The sequence below is a fragment of the Flectobacillus sp. BAB-3569 genome (genome assembly GCF_002270355.1).
Classification (GTDB): Bacteria; Bacteroidota; Bacteroidia; order Cytophagales; family Spirosomataceae; genus Flectobacillus; species Flectobacillus roseus.
Window position 1 is genome coordinate 133,383 of record NZ_NJFZ01000013.1, and the last position, 21,885, is coordinate 155,267.

General features: G+C 37.2%; 16 protein-coding genes. 5 read left to right on the plus strand and 11 right to left on the minus strand.

The genetic code is table 11. The features are described from left to right. The first annotated feature begins 245 nt into the window (after positions 1–245). The 3 genes from BWI92_RS13870 to BWI92_RS13880 all read left to right on the plus strand — a co-directional run bounded on the left by BWI92_RS13870 (position 246) and on the right by BWI92_RS13880 (position 2,772). Complete coding sequence (locus BWI92_RS13870; RefSeq protein WP_095163855.1) at positions 246–935, plus strand: response regulator transcription factor; 690 nt, start codon at positions 246–248, stop codon at positions 933–935. Positions 936–937: 2 nt separating this feature from the next. Further along, entirely contained in the window at positions 938–2,311 is a 1,374-nt protein-coding gene (locus tag BWI92_RS13875; RefSeq protein ID WP_095163856.1) for a HAMP domain-containing sensor histidine kinase, read from the plus strand. A gap of 92 nt (positions 2,312–2,403) precedes the next feature. After that, positions 2,404–2,772 carry a hypothetical protein gene (locus BWI92_RS13880; RefSeq protein ID WP_095163857.1) on the plus strand — a complete coding sequence of 123 codons (369 nt, stop codon included), beginning with the start codon at positions 2,404–2,406 and terminating at the stop codon, positions 2,770–2,772. 674 nt (positions 2,773–3,446) lie between these two features. Here BWI92_RS13880 and BWI92_RS13885 read toward each other — a convergent pair. Continuing rightward, a complete protein-coding gene (locus BWI92_RS13885) occupies positions 3,447–4,178 on the minus strand; it encodes an NrtR DNA-binding winged helix domain-containing protein (protein ID WP_095163858.1) in 732 nt (243 codons plus the stop codon). Positions 4,179–4,281: 103 nt separating this feature from the next. On the opposite strand from BWI92_RS13885, the gene BWI92_RS13890 reads away from it, so the two are divergent. After that, entirely contained in the window at positions 4,282–5,910 is a 1,629-nt protein-coding gene (locus tag BWI92_RS13890; protein ID WP_095163859.1) for a carboxylesterase/lipase family protein, read from the plus strand. A 198-nt stretch (positions 5,911–6,108) separates the two neighbouring features. Here the strand turns inward: BWI92_RS13890 and BWI92_RS13895 are convergent, their stop codons facing one another. The 10 genes from BWI92_RS13895 to uxuA form a co-directional block, all read right to left on the minus strand. Then, entirely contained in the window at positions 6,109–7,080 is a 972-nt protein-coding gene (locus tag BWI92_RS13895) for a hypothetical protein (RefSeq protein WP_095163860.1), read from the minus strand. Positions 7,081–7,088: 8 nt separating this feature from the next. After that, positions 7,089–8,066, minus strand: coding sequence for a ParA family protein (locus BWI92_RS13900; RefSeq protein ID WP_095163861.1), 978 nt, complete (start codon positions 8,064–8,066; stop codon positions 7,089–7,091). Between the two features lie 50 nt (positions 8,067–8,116). After that, entirely contained in the window at positions 8,117–9,577 is a 1,461-nt protein-coding gene (locus tag BWI92_RS13905) for a replication initiation protein (protein WP_095163862.1), read from the minus strand. 1,439 nt (positions 9,578–11,016) lie between these two features. Next, a complete protein-coding gene (locus tag BWI92_RS13910) occupies positions 11,017–11,847 on the minus strand; it encodes an endonuclease/exonuclease/phosphatase family protein (protein ID WP_095163863.1) in 831 nt (276 codons plus the stop codon). Positions 11,848–11,916: 69 nt separating this feature from the next. After that, a complete protein-coding gene (locus tag BWI92_RS13915) occupies positions 11,917–14,334 on the minus strand; it encodes an outer membrane beta-barrel family protein (protein ID WP_095163864.1) in 2,418 nt (805 codons plus the stop codon). 444 nt (positions 14,335–14,778) lie between these two features. Beyond that, a complete protein-coding gene (locus BWI92_RS13920; protein WP_095163865.1) occupies positions 14,779–15,822 on the minus strand; it encodes a glycoside hydrolase family 43 protein in 1,044 nt (347 codons plus the stop codon). An 83-nt stretch (positions 15,823–15,905) separates the two neighbouring features. Beyond that, positions 15,906–16,658, minus strand: a complete 753-nt coding sequence (locus tag BWI92_RS13925; RefSeq protein WP_095163866.1) for an SDR family NAD(P)-dependent oxidoreductase — start codon at positions 16,656–16,658, stop codon at positions 15,906–15,908. A 147-nt stretch (positions 16,659–16,805) separates the two neighbouring features. Next, on the minus strand, positions 16,806–18,650 hold the full coding sequence (locus tag BWI92_RS13930) for an alpha-glucuronidase family glycosyl hydrolase (RefSeq protein WP_310588904.1): 1,845 nt from the start codon (positions 18,648–18,650) through the stop codon (positions 16,806–16,808). Next, positions 18,647–18,919, minus strand: coding sequence for an alpha-glucuronidase family glycosyl hydrolase (locus BWI92_RS28680; RefSeq protein WP_310588903.1), 273 nt, complete (start codon positions 18,917–18,919; stop codon positions 18,647–18,649). The genes BWI92_RS13930 and BWI92_RS28680 overlap by 4 nt, the downstream gene beginning before the upstream one ends. Positions 18,920–19,035: 116 nt before the next feature. Beyond that, positions 19,036–20,229, minus strand: a complete 1,194-nt coding sequence (gene uxuA, locus BWI92_RS13935) for a mannonate dehydratase (RefSeq protein WP_229363097.1) — start codon at positions 20,227–20,229, stop codon at positions 19,036–19,038. A gap of 392 nt (positions 20,230–20,621) precedes the next feature. Here uxuA and BWI92_RS13940 point away from each other — a divergent pair, with 392 nt between their 5' ends. Continuing rightward, positions 20,622–21,773, plus strand: coding sequence for a LacI family DNA-binding transcriptional regulator (locus BWI92_RS13940; protein ID WP_095163868.1), 1,152 nt, complete (start codon positions 20,622–20,624; stop codon positions 21,771–21,773). Positions 21,774–21,885: the final 112 nt, after the last annotated feature.

A 21,885-nucleotide genomic window follows, 5' to 3' on the forward strand; every position in this document is an offset into this window, starting at 1 on the left:
GCCTCTGCCTTACTTTTGTATTCAAGTAATTAGGGTTGGGATTAAGATTTAGGAAATTAAGCCATTAGTACATTTTCATGCATCAGTTATAGTCTCAAACTCATGGCTTAATTCCTAAACTTCTTTGACAATACAGGTTTAAGTCTTTTACGCATCGAAAATTTGACGGGTTTGGTCTTTATTGTTTAACCCTCAAACCAAAATAAACAGACGAAACAAAACCAATTACTGATTAAAATTATCTCATGGAGAAACAGCACATTTTGATTGTAGAGGATGAGCAGAAGGTCGCTAATTTCATCAAAAAAGGATTAGAAACTCAGTCCTTTGAAGCATTAATCGCCGAGGATGGTCAAACTGCCATCGACACTTTTTCGAAACATACATTTGATTTAGTAATACTTGATATAGGCCTGCCAGGGATAAGTGGTCTTGAAGTTTGTGCCAAAATTAGAGAATCTAATACCCAAGTTCCCATTTTGATGCTCACAGCTTTAGGAAGTATGGCAGACAAACTTAGTGGTTTTGAGGTTGGTACAGACGACTATCTAGTGAAACCATTTGACTTTATGGAACTATTGGTTCGAGTGAAAGCACTTCTTAAACGAAGTACACCAAGCCTCACTCAGCCCAACGAAATTTTAAAAGTAGCTGATTTAGAACTTGACTTAGCTCAAAAATTAGCCTTTCGCGGTGGTAGACAAATAGAATTAACCGCCAAAGAATATAGCTTGCTCGAATATCTGATGCGTAATCGTGGTCGTGTAATCTCAAAAGTTGACATTGCCGAAAACGTTTGGGATATCAATTTTGATACAGGTACCAACTTTATTGAAGTATATATCAATTACCTCAGAAATAAAGTGGACAAAGGCTTCGAAAACAAGCTCATTCACACAGTTGTAGGTATGGGATATGTTCTAAAAGCAAAATAGTTATGACGATTCGCACTCGACTCATCGTGATGTTTAGTAGCATTGTGGTGGCTTTGCTCGTTCTTTTTAGCACTTTTTTATATTGGGAAGAAGAATTACATCGACAAACAGTATTCAGTAATCGTCTTAAACATGAGGGACTTACTTCTGCTGAAGCACTTTTTGGTAACGAAAAACTAAGTCCTCAGTTATTAAAGTTATTAGATAAAAACCAAATGACAGTTCTCGATAAAGAAGAGGTAGTCATTTTTGATAAAAATAAAAAAATTCTTTACGAAAGTGGTACAGACTACTTTGATATTCCTGCTGAGCGCTTAGATGAAGTTATTAAAAATGATGAAATCTATTGGCAGGTAGGTCAAGGTGAGATCTTTGGATTTCGATACCATGTAGGAACAAAAGAATTACTGATTTTTTCGTCGGCAGTAGATGTTTATGGTCTTAGCAAACAGCGAAATTTAGCCATCATGCTCATCACAGGATGCTTATTGACAACATTAGTGGTGTTTTTGGCAGGATGGTTTTTTGCAGGACGAGCACTACAACCTATCAATCGTATTATCAAACAACTTGATACTATTACAGCATCAAACATGGATTTGCGATTGGATGAAGGAAATAGGACTGACGAAATTGCACAATTGTCTCTGCGTTTTAACCAGATGTTGGAGCGTTTGCAAGAAGCATTTCGTCTACAGAAATCATTTGTGGCACACGCCTCACATGAATTAAGAACGCCTCTAACAGCTATTACAGGACAAATTCAGGTGTCTTTATTGGCAAATGATTCTCCTGAAGAGTTAAAAGCGATGATACAGTCAGTTTTGGAAGACGTTCAACAACTCAACAAACTGGCAAACGGTCTTTTAGATATTGCTGGCATGGATTCTAATCAAACGCCACTCAAACACAATTTGGTTAATTTGACCGAATTACTTTGGGGTGTTCGTCAGGAGCTAAGCGAAAAAAAGCCAGAATATGAGGTCTTATTATTGTTAGAACAAGAAAAAGATTTCATGCCTGAGCTTTATGCACACGAAGCCCTGCTATACACTGCGCTAATTAATTTAATTGAAAATGGTGCTAAGTTTTCAGATAATAATACCGTTAGCGTGAAAATAGAGTGTATCGAAAATGGAGCGCGTGTAACTATTCATAATTCAGGCAAACCAATTCCTGAAAATGAAATTCTAGAAATTTTTGAACCATTCAAACGAGGCTCTAATTCAAGAAATACCCCTGGGCATGGTGTTGGTTTGTCTTTAGTAAAAAAAATAGTAGAACTACATCAGGGTCAAATCACCGTACAATCTGCCGAAAATATTGGCACAACTTTCACGGTGATATTACCTTACAAAGCTCAAACAAAAATCTAATTTCGTTCTAAGCTGAGTCTGAAGTTATCCTAATGTCGAGGTTGCATCTTTGTATCAGAAACAAAAACAAAGAACCATTAAACAATCTCGTCATGAAAACTTGGATATATGCACTCGCTTTAATTTTAACTGCCAACTTAGCAGCAGAAGCACAAAATACTTGGACCAGCGACCCTGGTTATAGTACACACAACTACAAACACCCAAATAAAGCTGCGGCTGCCAAAAAACAAGCCGAAAAAAATCATAACACAGCCTTTGTGATTGTTGGAAAAACAAACAGAGATTACAAAAAAGTTGCTAATGAAGCTATAGAGAAAAAACTCTTGCTTGATTATGGTAAAAATCCCGAAGAATTAGCCAATGTAAAAAACTATAAAATGCCACATACAAACACTACCAACTCTGCTTCGGTTGAGAATGGGCTTGCGGTAAAAGCAGAGGGGGTAGATAAAAACTAAAATCATTGTATAGAGTTAGTTGATTTAAAGGCTTGTTGGTGCTGCAAAGTATTTCGACAAGCCTTTTTCCTCAATATCATTTATACAAATCCACTAGCAATATTGATTTTTATCTCATTAAAAGATGCTAATTAACCTGTTCAGTATAGTTCTGCACCCATTTTAAACAATATTATTGATAGAAAGTTCACTTAAATGATACCAGTGGTTAAATCTAAACCTCGGTGACATATCACGAATTACGAAACTAAAAATATTCATATTAAATTGTTGGTAAAAAGCACTGTTAGACCGCTTGGCTCGAAACAGTGCATCTTTTTTATACCCACTTCAAACCAACTTTATTCGGCTGTATTTTTCCAACAAATTTTCTGAATGCTATATCTTCTTGTGAGAGGCATATATTTGAACAGGGTAAAACCATCATAAAAAAAGAAGGTGACCTAATTGCTTAAGTCACCTTTTTTCCGACTTCGCTTGAAGTCTAGAATTACTAACCCGATATTAACGAATTACTCTGAGGCATTTGTTCTCATTGAGAACTTCATGATCCTAATAAACCTATCTTTGACAGTACAAAGATGGAAAATCTATTTTATATATTTTTATTTATATTTTTCAGCATTATCATAAATAAAATTTATAATAAAACTAATATCTTGTATGACAAACTATTAAGCATCCTTTTTGAAACTATATACAAAAGGTGCTTTATGGGATTTGCCCGAAAACTGCTTTTCATGTCTATTCAAAATCCCTTTTGCTAACATAGAACGCTGAAAAGTTGTTCTTCTAATTTCTTGTCCTAGGATTGATTCATAGACAGTTTGTAATTCTTTCATCGTAAACCTTTCAGGTAAAAGATTCATTCCCACCAGTTTTTTATCTAAATTATCTCTCAGCGTCTCAAGTGCCTTTGCTACAATCATAGTGTGATCTTGCATAAGCGTAGGAAGTTGGTCGATATTATACCAGCAACAACTATCCGACAATTCATCTGGTTGTGGATTTACGCTTTCATAATTTATCAGGGCATAATATCCTACCGAAATAAACCTATCTAATAGCCAGCAATCCTCTACAGGATTATGTCCTCCCCCTTTCATAATCATTTCCATCGTCTCAGGGATATATCTTTCGAGACTTCCAAATACATGAAACTGCTCCAAATAAATATTGTCTAAGCCTGTACGCTCTCGAAGACCACGACGAACTGCATCGTCAAGACTCTCGTTGATTTTGACAAAACCGCCGGGTAAGGCAAACAATTTTGTATTATGATATTCAGAAATTAAAATCTTTAACTGTTTTCCATCAAATCCAAAAATGACTGAATCATAGGCAATATGAGCTAAATATCCAGCTTCTTTTGCCGTTGCAACCTGAGTAATATCTACTTTATCCATTTTCGAATATAAAAAAATCTATGAAAATATTGTATTTTTTAGTTTTTCAACCTACTATTGTCAGTCAATGAGACAATAGTAAAAACATTCAGAACAATATCCAATGAAAACCCTCAAATCTAGTATTGCTGCGATTGCACTATGTATTTCGAGCATTTCAATGGCACAACATGCCGAGAATAGCTATGCATTTCCTGTTCAAATCAATGTTGAGCAAGGAGTTATCGAAGGCGAATTTGATGTTCGCTCAAATATTCAGAGTTTTAAAGGTATTCCATTTGCCAAACCACCCGTTGGTGACCTACGTTGGAAAGCTCCTCAAGCACCAGATAAGTGGTCTGGAATACGCCAAACCAAGAAATTCGGTCCAAGAGCAGTACAACCTGCTTTATTTGGCGACATGGGTTTCCGTAGCGATGGCATGAGCGAAGATTGCCTATACCTCAATGTCTGGTCTCCTGCCAAGTCAAACGATGAAAAACTACCCGTTTTGGTATATTTCTACGGTGGTGGTTTTGCGGCTGGCGATGGTTCCGAATATCGTTATGACGGCGAAAATATGGCAAAAAAAGGAATTGTAACAGTAACTGTCAATTATCGTTTGAATATTTTCGGATTTTTCTCTCACCCTGAGCTAAGTAAAGAAACCTCATATAAAGGTTCGGGCAATTATGGCTTGTTAGACCAAAACGCTGCCTTGAAATGGGTACAAGCGAATATTGCTAAATTTGGAGGTGATCCAAAACGTGTTACCATTGCTGGGGAATCAGCAGGTTCGGCTTCGGTGAGTGCTCAAATGGCCTCGCCCCTATCCAAAAATCTAATTGCTGGCGCTATTGGCGAAAGTGGTTCTTTGCTAACAGCTACTCCGCTAGCTGATGCCGAAAAATTAGGGGTTGATTTTGCTACCAAAGCAGGCGCAAAATCCCTAAAAGATTTACGAGCATTATCTACTTTTGAGCTTTACCAAAAATACAGAGCACAAAATGCAGGGTTCAGAACAACGCTTGATGGTTATTTTTTCCCAAAAACTTTTACCGAAATTTTTGAATCAAAACAACAAGCAATGGTACCACTTATGCTAGGTTGGAACTCGGAAGAAATGAACTATCGTGCCATTATGGCTGGCAAAGAGTTGAATAATGAAAATTATGTCCAGCGTGTAAAAGAATTATACGGTGCTAAAGCTGAAGAAGTGTTAAAACTATATCCAGCGGGAGCTCCAGAAGTAACTGAGCAATCTGCCACTGATTTGGCTGGTGACCGTTTTATCGGTTTTAGTACTTGGAAATGGTTTGATTTGCACCGTAAAAATAGTGATCAGCCTGTTTATCGCTATTATTATGCGCAACCTCGTCCAGATATGCGTGAAAGTGATTTGGAGGCTGGTTTAGCAGGTGGTGTTATCAAAAAAGATAAGAATGCACCAAAAGCTCCTAAACCAAAAGGAGCTGTTCACTCGGCTGAAATTGAATATGCGATGGGAAATCTAGCGACCAACAAGGTATATGCTTGGACAGAAGACGACTACAAAGTATCGGATACAATGATGAATTATTTTGCCAATTTCATCAAAACAGGAAATCCGAATGGTGAGAAATTACCTAGCTGGCCAGCAGCCAAAAATGAAGAAAAGCCAGAAGTATTAATCATCAATGCCAATACAAAGGCAGTTCGTTCGGAAAATGAAGCGAGATATTTCTTTTTGGATAAAGATATTCTGAAGAAATAATATTTCATGATTTCGCTTTAGGCAGTAAGCCGTAGGCATTGTGCTGAAAAACTTCCATATTCCACAAGAAAGACTTTCCAGTTTTTAGTTTATGGCATAAAGCCCAGATTTTTTACCCAATAACCGAACAAAGTGATAGAGGCACAAAGTGAATAAAACTCACTTTGTGCCTCTATCACTTTGCCCCTGTTCACTCATTTACAATTTTATCAAACCCAATGCTATTGCTTCAGGAAATGAAATTTCATCTTGAAAATCTGGCTCTATGATTACACCTTCACCTAGTTCGCGTAAGTGTCTCCATTCGGCTTCTAGTCCATTTTCTAGAATAAAACTTCCTCTTACAATCAGGCTCAAATGTGAGGCATTTGCTTTTTTCAAACTAGCACTCACTTTTTTCAAGGCCTCTGTTTGCTTAATAGAATTGGTTTGAGCTATTTCTTGAGATTTATTTGAGACTACCGCCTGAAGTTCTTCTAGCGATTCAACGGGCTTCTCAACGGTTGCTTTGGCTAGTTGTTGAATCAGTTTTTTCTCAATCTTTTTGCTTCCTTCCAACACCTGCTGTTTCAAAGCTCCTTGCATTTTGTCAATACCTTGTGCAAAAACAGCATCACGCTTGATAGTAGCAGGACTTACTTTAAATTCTTCTGCCAATACCGATGCGGTATCAACGATATCGGTGTAGGTGCCACGTAAGCCCCCCTGACGATTTTTCATGCGTTGATATTTCAAGCCTCTAAAATATGACAATTGTTCCACAGTCATATTTCGGCGACCTACCTGAAAATCAATCATAAAATCCTTTACTTCGTCAATCGAAGGAAAAGTCATCAAGTCAATCTGAAAATCAACTCTATTTTTCTGACAAATTTCATAACGGTGATGGCCATCAAACAAGACAAAAGCAGGCTCACTAGGCGTAGGATAGCTTGGATTTATTACTCCTTGCGTTGTATCCCAAACCAAAAGAGGTGTACGACAGCCGTTTGCAATAATGCTATCTTCTAAAGACTTATACTCTTCGGCACTCAAACTCGGAATAAATTCTTTGAGTTCTGGTAAAACCAAAAGGTTCTTCTTTACATTTTCCGATGAAATTAACTTATTGTTTTTGAGTGTATTAGCAGTATTAATAGCTACCTGTTTTTTAAAATCTATCCCTTTCATACCACTTTTTAGTTATTAATCACTTGCAAATATTCCACATATTCATCACAAAAATCTTTGTAGCACTTGTAGGCTTCCGACGAAGCATTTAACGTTCCTAAAGTAGCTTGTAACGCTTGAGATTTTTGGAAATCGATTAAATGTCTTATTTCGGTATTAAACACCCTAAAATCACTTCCCATGTTTGCTCTCAATGCCTCTTTGAAGCCATCATGAACCGTGTTCTTTTTAACCATCGTAAACACAATTCCATCCAAAGTTAAATCACGGTTGGTATGTGTTTTAACTTCACTGATACGGTTTAGCAAGGAGTTTAATCCCTTCAAAGATGACGATTCAGGAAGCATTGCAATCAGAGTAGAATTGGATGCATTCAGCGCTGATACCGTCAACTTACTCAAACTTGGTGGACAATCGATAAGGATATAGTCGTATTCCTCCAAAAGAGGTTCAATCTTATGCTTTAATCGAACATCACCTCCTACTTTAGACAATAAATCAACCTCGATTTCTGCTAACGTAATATCGGATGGAGCCAACCAAAGGTTTTCCAAAATTTGTACGGTAGGTAACTGAATATCGGTAAATAGGCAATCTGCAATTTGCAATTCCGGATTTTCTATACCCAAAATTTGAGATAAGTTTCCTTGTGGGTCAAAATCAATTAATAATACCTTAAAGCCTTTTCTGACCAATGTTTCGCCCAAACATGCTGTCGTAGTAGTTTTTCCGACACCACCTTTATGGTTTACAATCGAAATCACACGAGCACTTTGATAGAGGTATTCGTTGTAGCCATATTTGCGCAAAATAGGCTCTAATTTTGCCAAATCGTCCTCGCTTAGTTTTCGAGAACCATTTGAATTGAACACTAAATCTAATTTGCGTTTGGGTAATCCTGCTTCGTCATTAACTCCATTGACACTAAGGGATGGATTGTGACGAAAAAAAGAGACTATTTTCTCTAAAGTCAGGTTGCTTCTCATAAATATTGTTTCGTAAACTTGAAATTCAATTCAAATAATGTGTTGATTTTTTAGAAATAATTTAAGCCTAATGCTTTGGCTTGGGCGCCGTAATGCTTGATCAAACCCTCAAATAAATTCAAATCTTGGTAATGTTCGAGCGTTGTGATGACTATCGCTTCAAAGCCTGTATTTTCGTTAAAATAGGCTAAAAAGCTTTCCAGGCTAATTTCCGTACCTACTTTGGACACATAGCTATCATAGTAAATGGCTGAAAAAGCTGAAGTATTAAGCGAATTCAACACTCTTTGATACAACTGTTGATTTTGTTGGAGTACTTCTAGCACCAATTTTTTCTTTTGCTTGTATACTTCATGTAAAAAATCATCCTGTTGCTGCTTTAATTGCTCAAGTTGAAGTTTTTCATTTTCTGACTTTTTCAACACGGCTTTCAATACTCGCTTCTCCTCTTCCACAGCCTTTTGGCGCTCTACCAATTGCGATGAACTAACGATGGTTTTAAGGTACGCAGGAATATTCTTGATTTTCTTGGGTTCTTTTTCCAATTCTGCTTGTACATATTCCACCCCCAAAATCACCTGCTCGACTGGATATAGCTCCAGCCAATTTTGAATGGTTGAGGAATCTATTCCCCAAACTTGCACAATACCAGAAAGTCTCAGTAACGTACTCGACTCAAAATTGGGCTGGGTATTCGACTCCAGCACTTCAAAATGCGAATCCTCAGCTTCTTGACTTGTTGGGGTAGTTTCTATTTCTAGTTGAGCTTGTGTTTTATGAGGATTTTTACGAATCACAAACTGCAGAGCTACTACTTTTTTGCCTTCCTTGATTTCATTAAAATCAAAAATCAAATCAGAGTTTTTAATTAGCTCGTCTTGCGCTTTGACAACCACTTTTTGTTTGAACAAACCGTACAGCTCATATTTGTTTTCGAGATTAAACATCCGACGCATTTCTTCTACAGTAAATTGGAACTTACCGAAACGCTCAAATTCTTTACAAAAACCATAAAACCGAATGGCATACACGCTATCCATCGACACGATGTTGCGCACATCGATATAGGTAAAATTCTTTTTGAGTTGCAACAAATAGGCATCCAACATAGGCGGAAACAAAAAACTAAATGCGCCTTCTTTTTTATGGTATTCGATTTGTGCTAAAATGTTGGCCACTTTCCAACCCCGCTCATCTTCCAAGAAGATTTCTTTCTTCATCAACTTCCGTGACTCCTTTTCCAACAGGTTGTAGAGATAATCACTAGTTTTTGTTTTTAGAAACTGAGAAACTTCCGAAACCTTCACTTTGGTCACCTTAAAACCAGAAGAAGTCTGGTCTGTATTTAAAACCAAAAAGTGAAAAATCTTCATTTGAAAGGCTGTTAGGTCAAATCTTGCATTGAGCAATGGATTTCCCAACACTACCATATAAGAACTACTGGAGATTCGCTCCAATGCTTCTATTTCTTTGTTTTCTTGGGTAGTTCTCTTTTTAATACCTTGCTTCATAGTTAATCTCTCATCATCATCTTTTCAAATTTATATATATCCCTAATAGTGATTCAAATTTGTATCAAAATTACAAGAATATTTTATTATTACAAGCAAAATAGATTCAAAATTGTATCAATATTGAAGTTTATTAATATCTATAAAAATTGTATTTTTCCGATATCAAAAAAGGCACTCTAAAAGTTATACTTGACACTTCAAAAGTTATATTAACACACTCTAAAAGTTATATTAACACACTCTAAAAGTTATACTTGACACTTCAAAAGTTATATTAAGCACTCTAAAAGTTATATTAACACTATATAAAGCATTGAAAATCAAATAGTTGCGAAAGAGGAAATATTAGGAAATACTTAAGGAAATAAAAAAGAAATACTCTCAAATGTAAAAAGTGAGATTTTTTTGATTGTTTTTTGAAGAAAAAAATTGGATAAAAATAGAGGAAACTTTTAAAGTCAGAATCCACTTTTTTTGTAAAACTTTTACTTTGTATGAAATTAGGAATCTTACGCCGACACTTTAAAAGTTATATTTAGGAGATTTTGGCGAAATAGTTTCTTTTCCGTCAACACTCTAAAAGTTATGGTTAAAAGTACATTATATCATGTCATCTGTAGAGTCATGATATAATTGGCGCTTTTTTGCCTCGAAATCTTCGATTTAAGACACTTTTATTACTTCTGTGGGTAAATACCTCACTTAAACTTAAAATGTCGCTAAAAAACGTGGTTTTTGGAAGCCGAGCTTTTTTGACTTGAGTAAAAATGCTAGAAAGAGCGTTCAACCATTATTTTGAGAATTTCAATATTCTTAATTTCAATGTGCATGATATTTGAGCAAAGTGTCACAGTGATACTTTGCTTCTAAGTGGGGTCTTGGCAAAATTGAAAAGATGAGTCGTAGCGAAAGCCTCAACGTTGAGTTGCTTAGATGTACAAATGTGTAACCTTCTACTTGGTTTGAATGACAGTTTGTTTAAGATTCGAAAGTCTATGAGACAATAGAGAATTCATCTGTGAGTTTTAGGATACGGCACGTGGCTGTTGAACGCTGAGTCTTAGAGGGATTACTTTTAACAAATAGGTTCTCAAACAATTATGCTTTGAAGTGTGTAATAAAACTTGGCAAGATGAAGTATAATTATTGATATTTTATTTTGAAAGTTTTAAAAAGTAGGGAAATGGAGTATTTCATAAAAAGTGCGTTTTTATGAAAATTTGCCAGAAAAGCAAAGTGTCACAGTGATACTTTGCCCCTCTTTCACACTTCAAAAGTTATATTTAGAGGCCTTTATAATATAACTTTTGAAGTGTGTTGTTTTTTAAATCGCATTGATTTTTACTGAGCAAAATGAATAAATTAGTTAAGATTTTGGGGCAAATATTGGAAAAAAAATAGCCCATCAAAGGGCTATTTTTGACGGGTTTTGGATATTATTTGAAGACAGTTTTTATCACGACAGGTTGATGATCTGAGGGATATTTGTTGTCATAAGCATCCGTTAAAACGGCATATTTTAATACCTCAAAATGCTTGTCGACAAAAATATAATCGATTCTATCCTTGAGTGGAGCATCATGTTTGAAGCCATTAAAGGTGCCAACTGGACCATAAGGAGGCATTTTTGTCACCAAATACGAATCGCCCAATGACGCTTGCATGATCTTGATTTGCTCCGTGTCTGGAGTAGAATTGAAGTCTCCCACACAAATTGCTGGCGTATTTTTGGCGATTTCTTTAATCTTTTGAACCATCAAGAAACCAGATTGACGACGAGCCTCAACACCTTGGTGATCGAAGTGAACACTAAAGAAGTAGAACGTTTTTCCTGATTTTATCTCTTTAAACCTACCCCAAGAGCAAATACGGTTACAACAGGTAGCATCCCATCCTTTTGAGGGTTTATCTGGCGTTTGGCTCAACCAAAAATCGCCATGTTCTAACAACTTGAATTTGTCTTTGCGGTAAACAATCGCAGAGTGTTCTCCTGCCTCTTTACCATCGTCACGACCTACGCCAGTGTAGGTATATTCTGGCATTTCGACCAAATCTTTTAATTGGCCAGCAAATCCTTCTTGCGTTCCGAAAATATCAAATTCATGATAACGAATTAGTTTTTTTACTTCCTCCTTGCGATTTGGCCAAGCATTGATACCATCACCAGACGTGTTAAGTCTTAAATTATAAGTGGCAACATTGAGTGTTTGAGAGGACGCTTCTTGCATCAAAAGCAAGCCTGCGATAAGTCCTAGGATTTTTTTCATAAGCTGAGATTTGTTTTAGTTGATATAAAAATTGAGTGTTGAGGGCAAAGTATCACAATGAGCTTTTGCCTAATTGGTTTCATCACTGATGATACTCTTTACTTTTTTAGCATTTTTAATTCTGTAATTGAGTGTAAGATTAATTTGTCTTCTTCTAAATTGCGAACTACCATCGGTAATAAAATTGACTCCTTCTGTCACAAAACGAGAAACTCGCGTATTGAATATGTCCATGATATTCAAATTAAGTGTTCCTTTTCCTTGAAAAACCTCCTTGCTTATCGAAAAGTCGATATAATACATGGAGAGTCGTCGGCCTTGTACCGTCTTTTGCGGTGCTTCATAATTGGCTCTTACCTGAATATCTAGGCGGTTGGGCAAACTAAATTTTGAGGTATGTCTTGCAAACCAGCTTTGCGTATTTCGTTTATAGTTCTCATCGATATTACTGCCATCGATATCGGCGTTGAAGATACTGAAACTAAAATCACTTTTCCACCATTGGTAAAAATTGACCTGCGAAGCAATATCCAAACCAAATGATTTTTCACCAGTGAGGTTTTCGGGTCTTGTAGTGGCGAAACCTAAGTCATTGACGCTTCTAATCGTTTGAATTTTGTCTTTGGTATCTCGATAGAATATAGATGAACTTAACGACCCAAATTTAAAATATTTAATATGACCAATTTCAAATGCGTTTGTAAACTCTGGATTAAGATTTGGATTACCCCCAAAAAAGTTACGACTATCTGAGAAGGTTGCAAAAGGACTTAAATCATTATAAAATGGTCTTCTTACACGACGACTAAAGCTAAGTTGTAGAGAGTTTTCGTTGGGCATTTCCCAAGCAATATGGGCGCTAGGAAATAGATTTGAGTAATTTCTAGGGTTTACCTCATTGGTCTCTCGCAAGGTGGTTTTTACATTAGTCCATTCAGCTCTCAAGCCAATCTGATAGGATAATTTTTTGTATTTGTCACCTACGATTCCGTACACAGCGTTGATATTTTCGGTATAAATAAAATAGTTTTTTAATCCAGGCAATGGGACAAAGACGCCATTTTCATTTTGCTGATTTACCACATAGTCGTTGACCATATCTCTAAAATTGGCTCTTGCTCCTACTTCTACTTTTCCTTCTTTGCGGATTGGTTTTGAATAATCTGTCTGAAATAACCACTGCTTTTCGTATTCGTCATTCAAGGAGTTTTGTAATAAAGTTTGGGCTTGATCAACCGAGCCATTGGGTTTAAATGCATTTTGTGTAAATAATTGGTCAGAGCGTTCCCAGTTATCGATATAGCGTACTTCGGCAGAAAAATTATGATTTTTTTTGTCAAAATCTCGACGATATGTTAAAGCATATTCAGAGTTTGGTTCGGTTTCTTTTTCGTCTTGTTGGCGATAGGTCGTTCTAACAAGATTGTTTAAGGAGTTTACATAATCTTTATAGACCAAATCTGTGATTCGACGAGCATCCGAGCGACGAAATAGATAGGAGGCAGTCAAATAGCTTTTTTCCGAAAAGAAATAATCCAAGCCACCTTGAATGTTGTTATTAAAACCCTTCAAATTTCCATTACGATTTTGGTCTGAAAGCAGGGTAGTATCTCCGTCAAAAACACGTTGAAAATTATGAGCAATATTGGGTGTAATACGATAAGCGATACCATAATTCAGAAAAAAGTTTAGTTTTTGGTGACGGTAATTCATGTTAATTCCCAAACCTTCATTGACAGGATAGCCCGTAATCACATCAAAGGAACCATTGAAACCTTGTTTTTTGTCTTTTTTCAGAACGATATTAATAATGCCAGCCATACCTTCTGCCTCGTATCTAGCCGAAGGGTTCGTGATTACTTCTACTCGCTCAATCATGCTTGCCTGTAGTGATTGTAGTCCTGCACCACCTTTAAAGCTGACTAGCCCAGATGGTTTACCATCGATTAAGATGCGGACATTATCGCTTCCTCTTAGTTTGATACCACCGTCGGGTTCAACAGATACCGAAGGAATATTCGTCAGTATATCACTGGCTGTACCGCCTGCATTCGCCAAATCCTTGCCTACGTTGAATACCTTTTTATCCAAGGCCATTTCCATAGTACTTTTTTCAGACCTAACTTCAACCTCTGTAAGTTGCTGGCTTTGTGATTCGAGAGAAATATTACCAAGGTCAATAGCGGAATTCGATTTATTGAGTGTTAAAATATCAGATTTCCAGATTTTATAACCCATAAATTCGACAGCCAATCTATAAACTCCCAAAGGAACTTGGAGTGAAAAAATGCCCTTTTCGGTAGTGATTCCACCTGTAATTAATTTTTCGGTTTTAGCATCGAGTACACGGATGCTGGCGTAGGACATGACTTCAGAAGTCTTGGCGTCAATCACTTTCCCGCTGATGGTGGCCTTATTCTGTGAATAGAGCGGAATACTTGCAAGCATAGCAATGAAAGCAAAAAGATAAGTAAAGGTTAATTTCATAAGTTAAATAGTATTTTAATTGGATGCACAAAAGTATGAATCATAATAAGACATTCTATCCTTAGATAAAGGGCAAAGTATCACAATGAGCTTTTGCCTAGTATTAAGAAATCTTCAGACTAGTTCAAGACTTCGTCTTGGACTCTCAATTTTAAACAGTTTAAAAACTGAAGCAATAGCTAGTCTGAGACAAAGTCTCGAACTAGGTAGCAAAGTGTCATAATGATCTTTTGCCTAGAAGAAAAATCTTACTAGTTCAAGACTTAGTCTTGGACTAGTAATTTTATACAGTTTTATAAACTGAAGCAATAGCTTGTCCGAGACACAGTCTCGAACTAGTGATCAAAGTATCACAATGAGCTTTTGCTCATTGATAATGGGAAAAATAAAGGGCAAAGTATCACTCTGATACTTTGCCCTTTAAACTGTAAACGGAGTATGTAATTATTTATATGCCGAAATAGTCTGAATTGTACCATCTGGATTATGGTGTAATTCAGTGACTTTTACATTTCTCAAATGTGTTTGTCCTGAAATTTGCACATCATGATAGAATAAATACCATTTGCCTTTAACTTCAACTATTGAATGGTGATTTGTCCAGCCTTCAACGGGATTTAACACAACTCCTTTGTAAGTAAATGGTCCATAAGGAGAATCTCCTGTAGCATAACTGATAAAATGAGTATCACCAGTAGAGTAGGAGAAATAGTATTTTCCACGGTATTTGTGCATCCAAGCTGCCTCAAAAAATCGCTTGTCATTATTTCCTTCCAATAGTAAGTTCCCTTGTTCGTCCAAGATTTGAATATCCTTTGGACTTTCTGAAAAGCTTTTTAAATCAGAGGATAGTTTGGCGATTTTAGGTAATAAAGCCTTTTCATTAGATTTCTGAAGCGCTCCATTCTCCTCGTATTTACCTGTTTTCCAACGTTGCAATTGTCCGCCCCAGATACCGCCAAAATACATATAATAACTTCCATCTGAATCTTTAAAAACAGCAGGGTCTATGCTAAAACTGCCTTCGATGGGTTTTTTCTCTGCTCTAAACGGACCAGAAGGCTTTTTACTGGTGGCAACACCTATTCTAAAAATTCCTTCTTGGTCTTTGGCTGGGAAAAATAGATAGTAAGTGCCATTTTTGTAGGCTGCATCTGGTGCCCAAAGTTGCTTACTTGCCCAAGGTACATCTTTTAAATCGAGCGCAACACCATGGTCGATAACTTTTCCACCGATTTTGTCCATTGAGAGGATATGAAAATCTTTCATATCAAACTTCGCACCATCGGCATCTCTACTAACATTCGTTTCAATATCGTGTGAAGGATAGATATAAATTTTACCTTCAAAAACATGAGCCGAGGGATCTGCCGTATAGATATGCTTTACGAGTGGTTGTGAAATTGGCTGTTTTTTCTGTTGAGCAATAGAGATTTGCGAAAGCAGAAAAAGAGCAGAGGCATATATACTGAAGTTTCTTTTTTTCATATTAATAATACAAAGTAATTTTACTTGAAATTATTGTAAAATGCTATTTAATAATAATTTATGTAAAATAGTGTTAAAATTATTTAGAATCCAATAGAGTTCCCTCCATCAACTGGGAGTGAGGCACCTGTAATATATTTTGCTGCATCTGAAGCTAAAAACACCACAGCCATTCCAATATCTTCAGGTTTGCCAAAAAAGCCCATAGGCGTACGATCAAGCGCTTTATTCATACGCGCAGGGTCACTGCTCATGGCTGTTTGCATCATAGCCGTTTCGATAAAACCTGGCGCAACTGCATTGACCCTAACTCGGCTTGGCGACAAATCCATCGCCAAGGATTTCACTAATCCTTCAACGCCATGTTTTGAAGCAGAATAAGCAGGTACGCGGTCGATACCATAATAGGCAGCCATAGACGAAATCATAATAATATTTCCCGACTTACGACCCACCATTCGTTGAGCAACGGTACGTGTTAGCGAAAAAACTGCATTAAGATTCGTATGAATAATTCTCTGGAAATCTTCGTCTGTTACTTCTAACGCAGGTTTTTTCATATTGATACCAGCATTATTAACAAGAATATCAATGGCTCCGATTTGTGTTTCGATATGCTCAACTAAGTTTTCTAACTGGTCAAGTAAAGTCACATCGTTTACTACATATTTGGCTTTATCGCCTAGTTGTTGAACGGCTTCTTGAAGTGCATGTTCACGACGTCCTGTAATCACAACCGTCGCACCAGAGTTAATCATACATTGAGCTATGGCAAAACCAATACCGCTTCCGCCGCCTGTTATTAAGGCAATTTTGTTATCAAGTCTAAAATTCATAAGGTAATTAAGTTTTGGTGTCGAGCCAATATTTTGATTTAAAGTATTGATTTACAGATTATTAGCTCGATATTTTAATTGAATGCTATGCCGTAAGAATATGACCCTTTGTGGAGCTATTTCCACAAAGGGTAAATGAATTCCAACTTACTTAAGTTGATAAATTCGTACAATTTCCTTCATTTCGTCAAGCGTTCTGGTTGGCACTTGGTACTGAGTTGGGATTGGCTGCTTTGAGTATTGTTGAAAGTACAATACGCAGGCATCACGCCAATTGAGCGCTTCACGGTGCTGTGCGGCTAATCGACCAGATACATCGGCAAATATTTGTGGGTCAATAGAGGATTGAACAGAATTCCATTGTTTTTGCATCCATTCTACTGATTTTACACCTTCATAATAGCGACTAGCGAACTCATTCCAAAGCGTTTTGCCAGAACTAAGTTTTTTATTCCATGAAACATGGTGAAACCACAATAAATAGGGGAGAGGACAAGTCTCAGGATTTCCCCATAGAGCTTGAACTTCCTTGCTATATAAACCAAGGGCATTACTTCCTTGTGCGGTTCTATCAAAACCAAGTCCAACAGAATCGGCGCGATGGTAATAAATGGCTGTCCAGTCGGGGCGGGCACTTTTTTCGAGCCAAGGTTCTGGACCAAAGTGAATATTTTGTCCCATGACATGATGCAAGCCGAGAGGAGTGGTAAAATCCACATAAATTTCACGAGATTTTATCATCAAATCTTGAATCGTCGTAACGGCTTTAGGCTCTTGGGTTAGAGTCATTTTTATCCATTCCGAAGCTATTTGCTCTGAACTTAAACTATGATTCCATGCCAATCGACCAAAGGCATACCAGTTGGCTTGAGACATCAGATGTCCAGTCCAGTTGCGGTCTGACCCCGTATTGGCTACGCCAGCCATAGCCGTAAGTGAATGATTATCAACGCTTCCATCAACTATTTTAGCGACGGTTGAGCCTTTCCCATTTGAATAAGTATCACTTTCGAGACATTCTTTGAAAAGAGGCGCTTCGTACACAAGGTTAGTACTAAAACCCAAATATTCTTGTGTAAGCTGGAATTCCATAGCCAGCGGCGTTTTGGGCATAGCACCAAAAAGCGGATGAAACGGCTCACGTGATTGAAAATCAATTGGTCCATTTTTTACTTGAACCAGTACGTTTGAAGCAAAAGTCCCATCTAGCGGTTTAAAATCCTTGTATGCCTCTTTGAAACGGTCGCCTTTAGGGTCGGCAGCATAGACAAAAGCACGCCAAATGACAATTCCTTTGTAAGGAGCTATTGCTTCGGCAAGCATATTAGCGCCATCGGCATGGGTTCTACCGAAGTCTTGAGGGCCTGGTTCGCCTTCAGAATTGGCTTTTACCAAATATCCTCCAAAATCTGGAATAGCACTGTAAATATCTTTGGTAACATTTTTCCACCAATTTCTTACTTCTGGAGCCATTGGGTCTGAGTTTTTGGCACCACCCAAGAGTTTCGGCGCAGCAAAATTTAGGGAAAGAAATACCTTGATTCCGTAAGGACGAAAAACATCTGCTAAGGCTTTTACTTTTACGATATATTCTTTGGTCAAAAATCTAGCGCTGGCATTGACATTATTTAAAACTACCGCATTGATACCGATTGAGGCATTTGCACGCGCATAATCAATGTATCGTTGGTCGATTACTTCTGGCAATTCGTACCATTTCCAAAGTGAAGAACCCGCATAACCACGCTCGATAGTACCGAGTGGGTTATCCCAGTGGTTGAGCATGCGGTATTTGATTTTTGGTGAGTCCGTAATATTGATTTGAGCAATTGAGCTACCACTTTGTATTTGTCTTAAAAAAGCAAAAGAACCATATAATACGCCAGAGGCTGAATGAGAACGGATAACGATATTCTGATTTTCTTCACGAATAATAAAACCATCTTCCGCAAGTTGATTCGTTTGCTCATTTTGAATAATTTGAAGAATTATTCCCCCTTTTTTCCTGCTGGATTAGTTAAAATCAAAATCTTTTTCCCTAATAATCCAGACAAACCAGCTTGCAGTTCTTTTTGAGCTGTTTTTATGATAACTTCTTGATTATCAGAATAAATAAACTGACATTTTTGAGCATAACTATTTCTTTGCTGAACATTAGCAATAGGGTCAAATTTCAACCAAAGTCGATAACCATCATCGGCATGAGCCAATTGAGTTATGCTCAAAAGTAGGATGAAAAGTAGTTTTTGAAAATATCTCATACGTGGTAAGTTAGTGGGCAAAATTATGTGTCTTAGGGAACAGGCAACAGGCAAAAGGCAAAGAGTGTTACAATGTTTTATGTTAACAATCTTTGCCTTGTGCCTTCTGTTGCCTTTTACTTCAACAGGCTCTTTTTGATTCCTAATTCCAGTCCTCTAAGTTCAGCGAGCCCTTTTAATCGACCAATGGCAGAATAGCCAGGGTAGGTTTTTTTACCATTTGTCAAATCATCAAGCATCAAATGACCATGATCGGGGCGCATTGGAATTTGTCGTTCGGCCCCCTTTTTGTTTTCTTCCAAAACAACTGCTTTTACGACCTCATACATATCTACATCGCCAGTGAGATGAGCTGCTTCATGAAAATTCAATGGATTTTCTTCTCTTTTGGTCGTGCGTAAATGCAGAAAATGAATACGATGTCCCCAACGAGTTATCATTCCTGCTAAGTCATTATCTTCTCTAACTCCCAGAGAACCAGTACAAAAGGCAATTCCGTTGGCAGTGACGTCACAAGCTTGCATCAATTGCACCAAATCTGATTCGGTACTCACAACACGTGGTAAACCCAACAAGGATTTAGGAGGATCATCGGGGTGAATACATAGATTGAGACCTAGTTCTTGGGCTAATGGTGCAATTTGCTGAATAAAATAATACAGATTAGCACGCAGTTCGGCATCGCCGATGTGTGAATAATTATCCAACAATCCTTGAAAAGTAGTGAGACTAAATGCTTCTTCAGAACCGGGTAAACCCAACAAAACCGTGTTGGTTAGTTCTTTGAGTTCATCCGCTGTCATTTGTTCGAATTTAGCTTTTGCGGCCTCCTGAACTTCCTGTGTATAGTCATTTTTGGCTTTGGGACGTTGAAGAATGTACAAATCGAACAAAGCAAAATCTTGCCAAACAAAGCGTAGTGCTTGCGAACCATCGGGCATGGTGTAATTGAGCTTGGTGCGTGACCAATCCAACACAGGCATAAAATTGTAACACACAATATTTACCCCACAGTCTGCCAAGTTGCGCATTGAGGTTTTATAGTTCTCAATATATAAGTCACGAGAAGGAAGTCCTTTTTTGATATCCTCATGCACGGGGAGACTTTCTACAACGAGCCACTTTAGTGTTGAATACTGTTGATTATCTGCTTCAATGATTTGAATTCTTTCTTGAATGGCCTCCTTAGACCATATTTCGCCGACAGGAATTTGATGGAGAGCGGAAACAACCCCCGTACACCCTGCCTGGCGAATATCCATGAGCGAGACAGGGTCTTTAGGGCCAAACCAACGCATAGTATGTATCATACTGAGTAGTTTTTGGAAAATATGCTTCTTAAAAAAGTTCAAGAATTTCGGAAATCATTTCCGATACTTGATATTAATTTGGGGAGATTTGAACTAAATGTAAGGCTATATTTTTATATTAAACAAAGTTTTTCTTGATATATTTTTATAAAAATACCGCAAACGTTTTCGAAAACGAATCCGATATATGTCGGTATTTTCAATAAAAAGTTCTACTTTTATCCTTAGGAATCAATGTGTAGATTTGAAATTAAAGTAGATAGGAACGACATATAAAAAAATACAAAAATGAGATTTAAGATTAGGAGTGAACATATCAAGTGATAAAAAAATGATTCAGACCATTATTCACAACTCGCTTAAATGCTCAGACATAATCAAGCATACATTATATGATACAATGTACTAATTGTCAAGAAACACAAAATTTGGTAAAGGCAGGCTTTGTAAGAGGCAAGCAGCGATTTCTTTGTAAATCTTGCGAAAGTTATTTCACTGTACAAACTACACCAGTTACGCCAGCTAAGAAAAACCACCAAACGACCATCGTCGATATTGCAAAGGCCTTGGGCGTGGCACCGTCAACTGTTTCGAGAGCACTGAATAATAGCAAGGAGATAAATGAAAATACCCGTCAGGAAATACTAAGAGTGGCTCAAGAACTTGATTATCGCCCTAATTTGTTAGCTCAAAGTCTTAACAGAGGAGCCACAAATACCATTGGTGTGGTGATTCCAGATATTCAAAGACCATTTTTTGCTGGAGTATTAGCTGGTATTCAACAAGTGGCAAGTAATGCGGGTTATCGGGTGATGATTTGCCAGTCAAACGAATCTCATTCTACCGAAACGCTCAATGTTCAGGCGTTAATGAGTAGTCAGGTGGATGGTCTGCTGATTAGTCATTCTGTCGAAACAACTTCTTTTGAGCATATCAAACTACATCTAAATCGGGGTATTCCGATAGTTCATTTTGATAGGGTTGCTTATGAATTGCCAACAGCAAAGGTGATTCTCGATAATTTTCGGGGTTCGTTTTTATTGGTAGAACACCTCATAAAGCAAGGTTGTAAGCGAATTGCTATTTGTGCTGGTCCGAAAGAGCTATTGATTAGTCAGGAGAGATTTGAAGGTTATAAATCTGCTTTGCGAGAATATGGGCTAACTTTTGACTCTGATTTGGTTTATCATATAGGTTTTAGAAAAAACGAAGCTGTTGATGCGCTAAATCAATGGTTATCTCTGGAATCGCCACCAGATGCCATTTTTGCGGTTCATCATGGCAATGCGATCGAGCTTATGGTAGAGTTGAAAAAGAGAGGAATCAAAATTCCAGCTCAAATTGCTGTAGCAGGTTTTGGTGATGATCAAATTGCTGAATTAATAGAGCCAGCTTTAACTGTTTTTCATCAATTTCCTTTACAAGTGGGCGAAATAGCGGCTAATACCCTCATCAATAATATTATCGATGGTGATAATTTCGTACCAGAAGATATTATTGTTCAAGGAAAATTGGTTGTGAGAAAGTCTTCGTTGAAGATTTGAAGATTTGAAGATTTTTTAAAAGAGATAAACAGCAAGTTAGTTAGAAAATAGTAGATTTCTGATAAGCCTTAAGTTTAAATAAAAAAGGAATCCCGCATGCAGGATTCCTTTT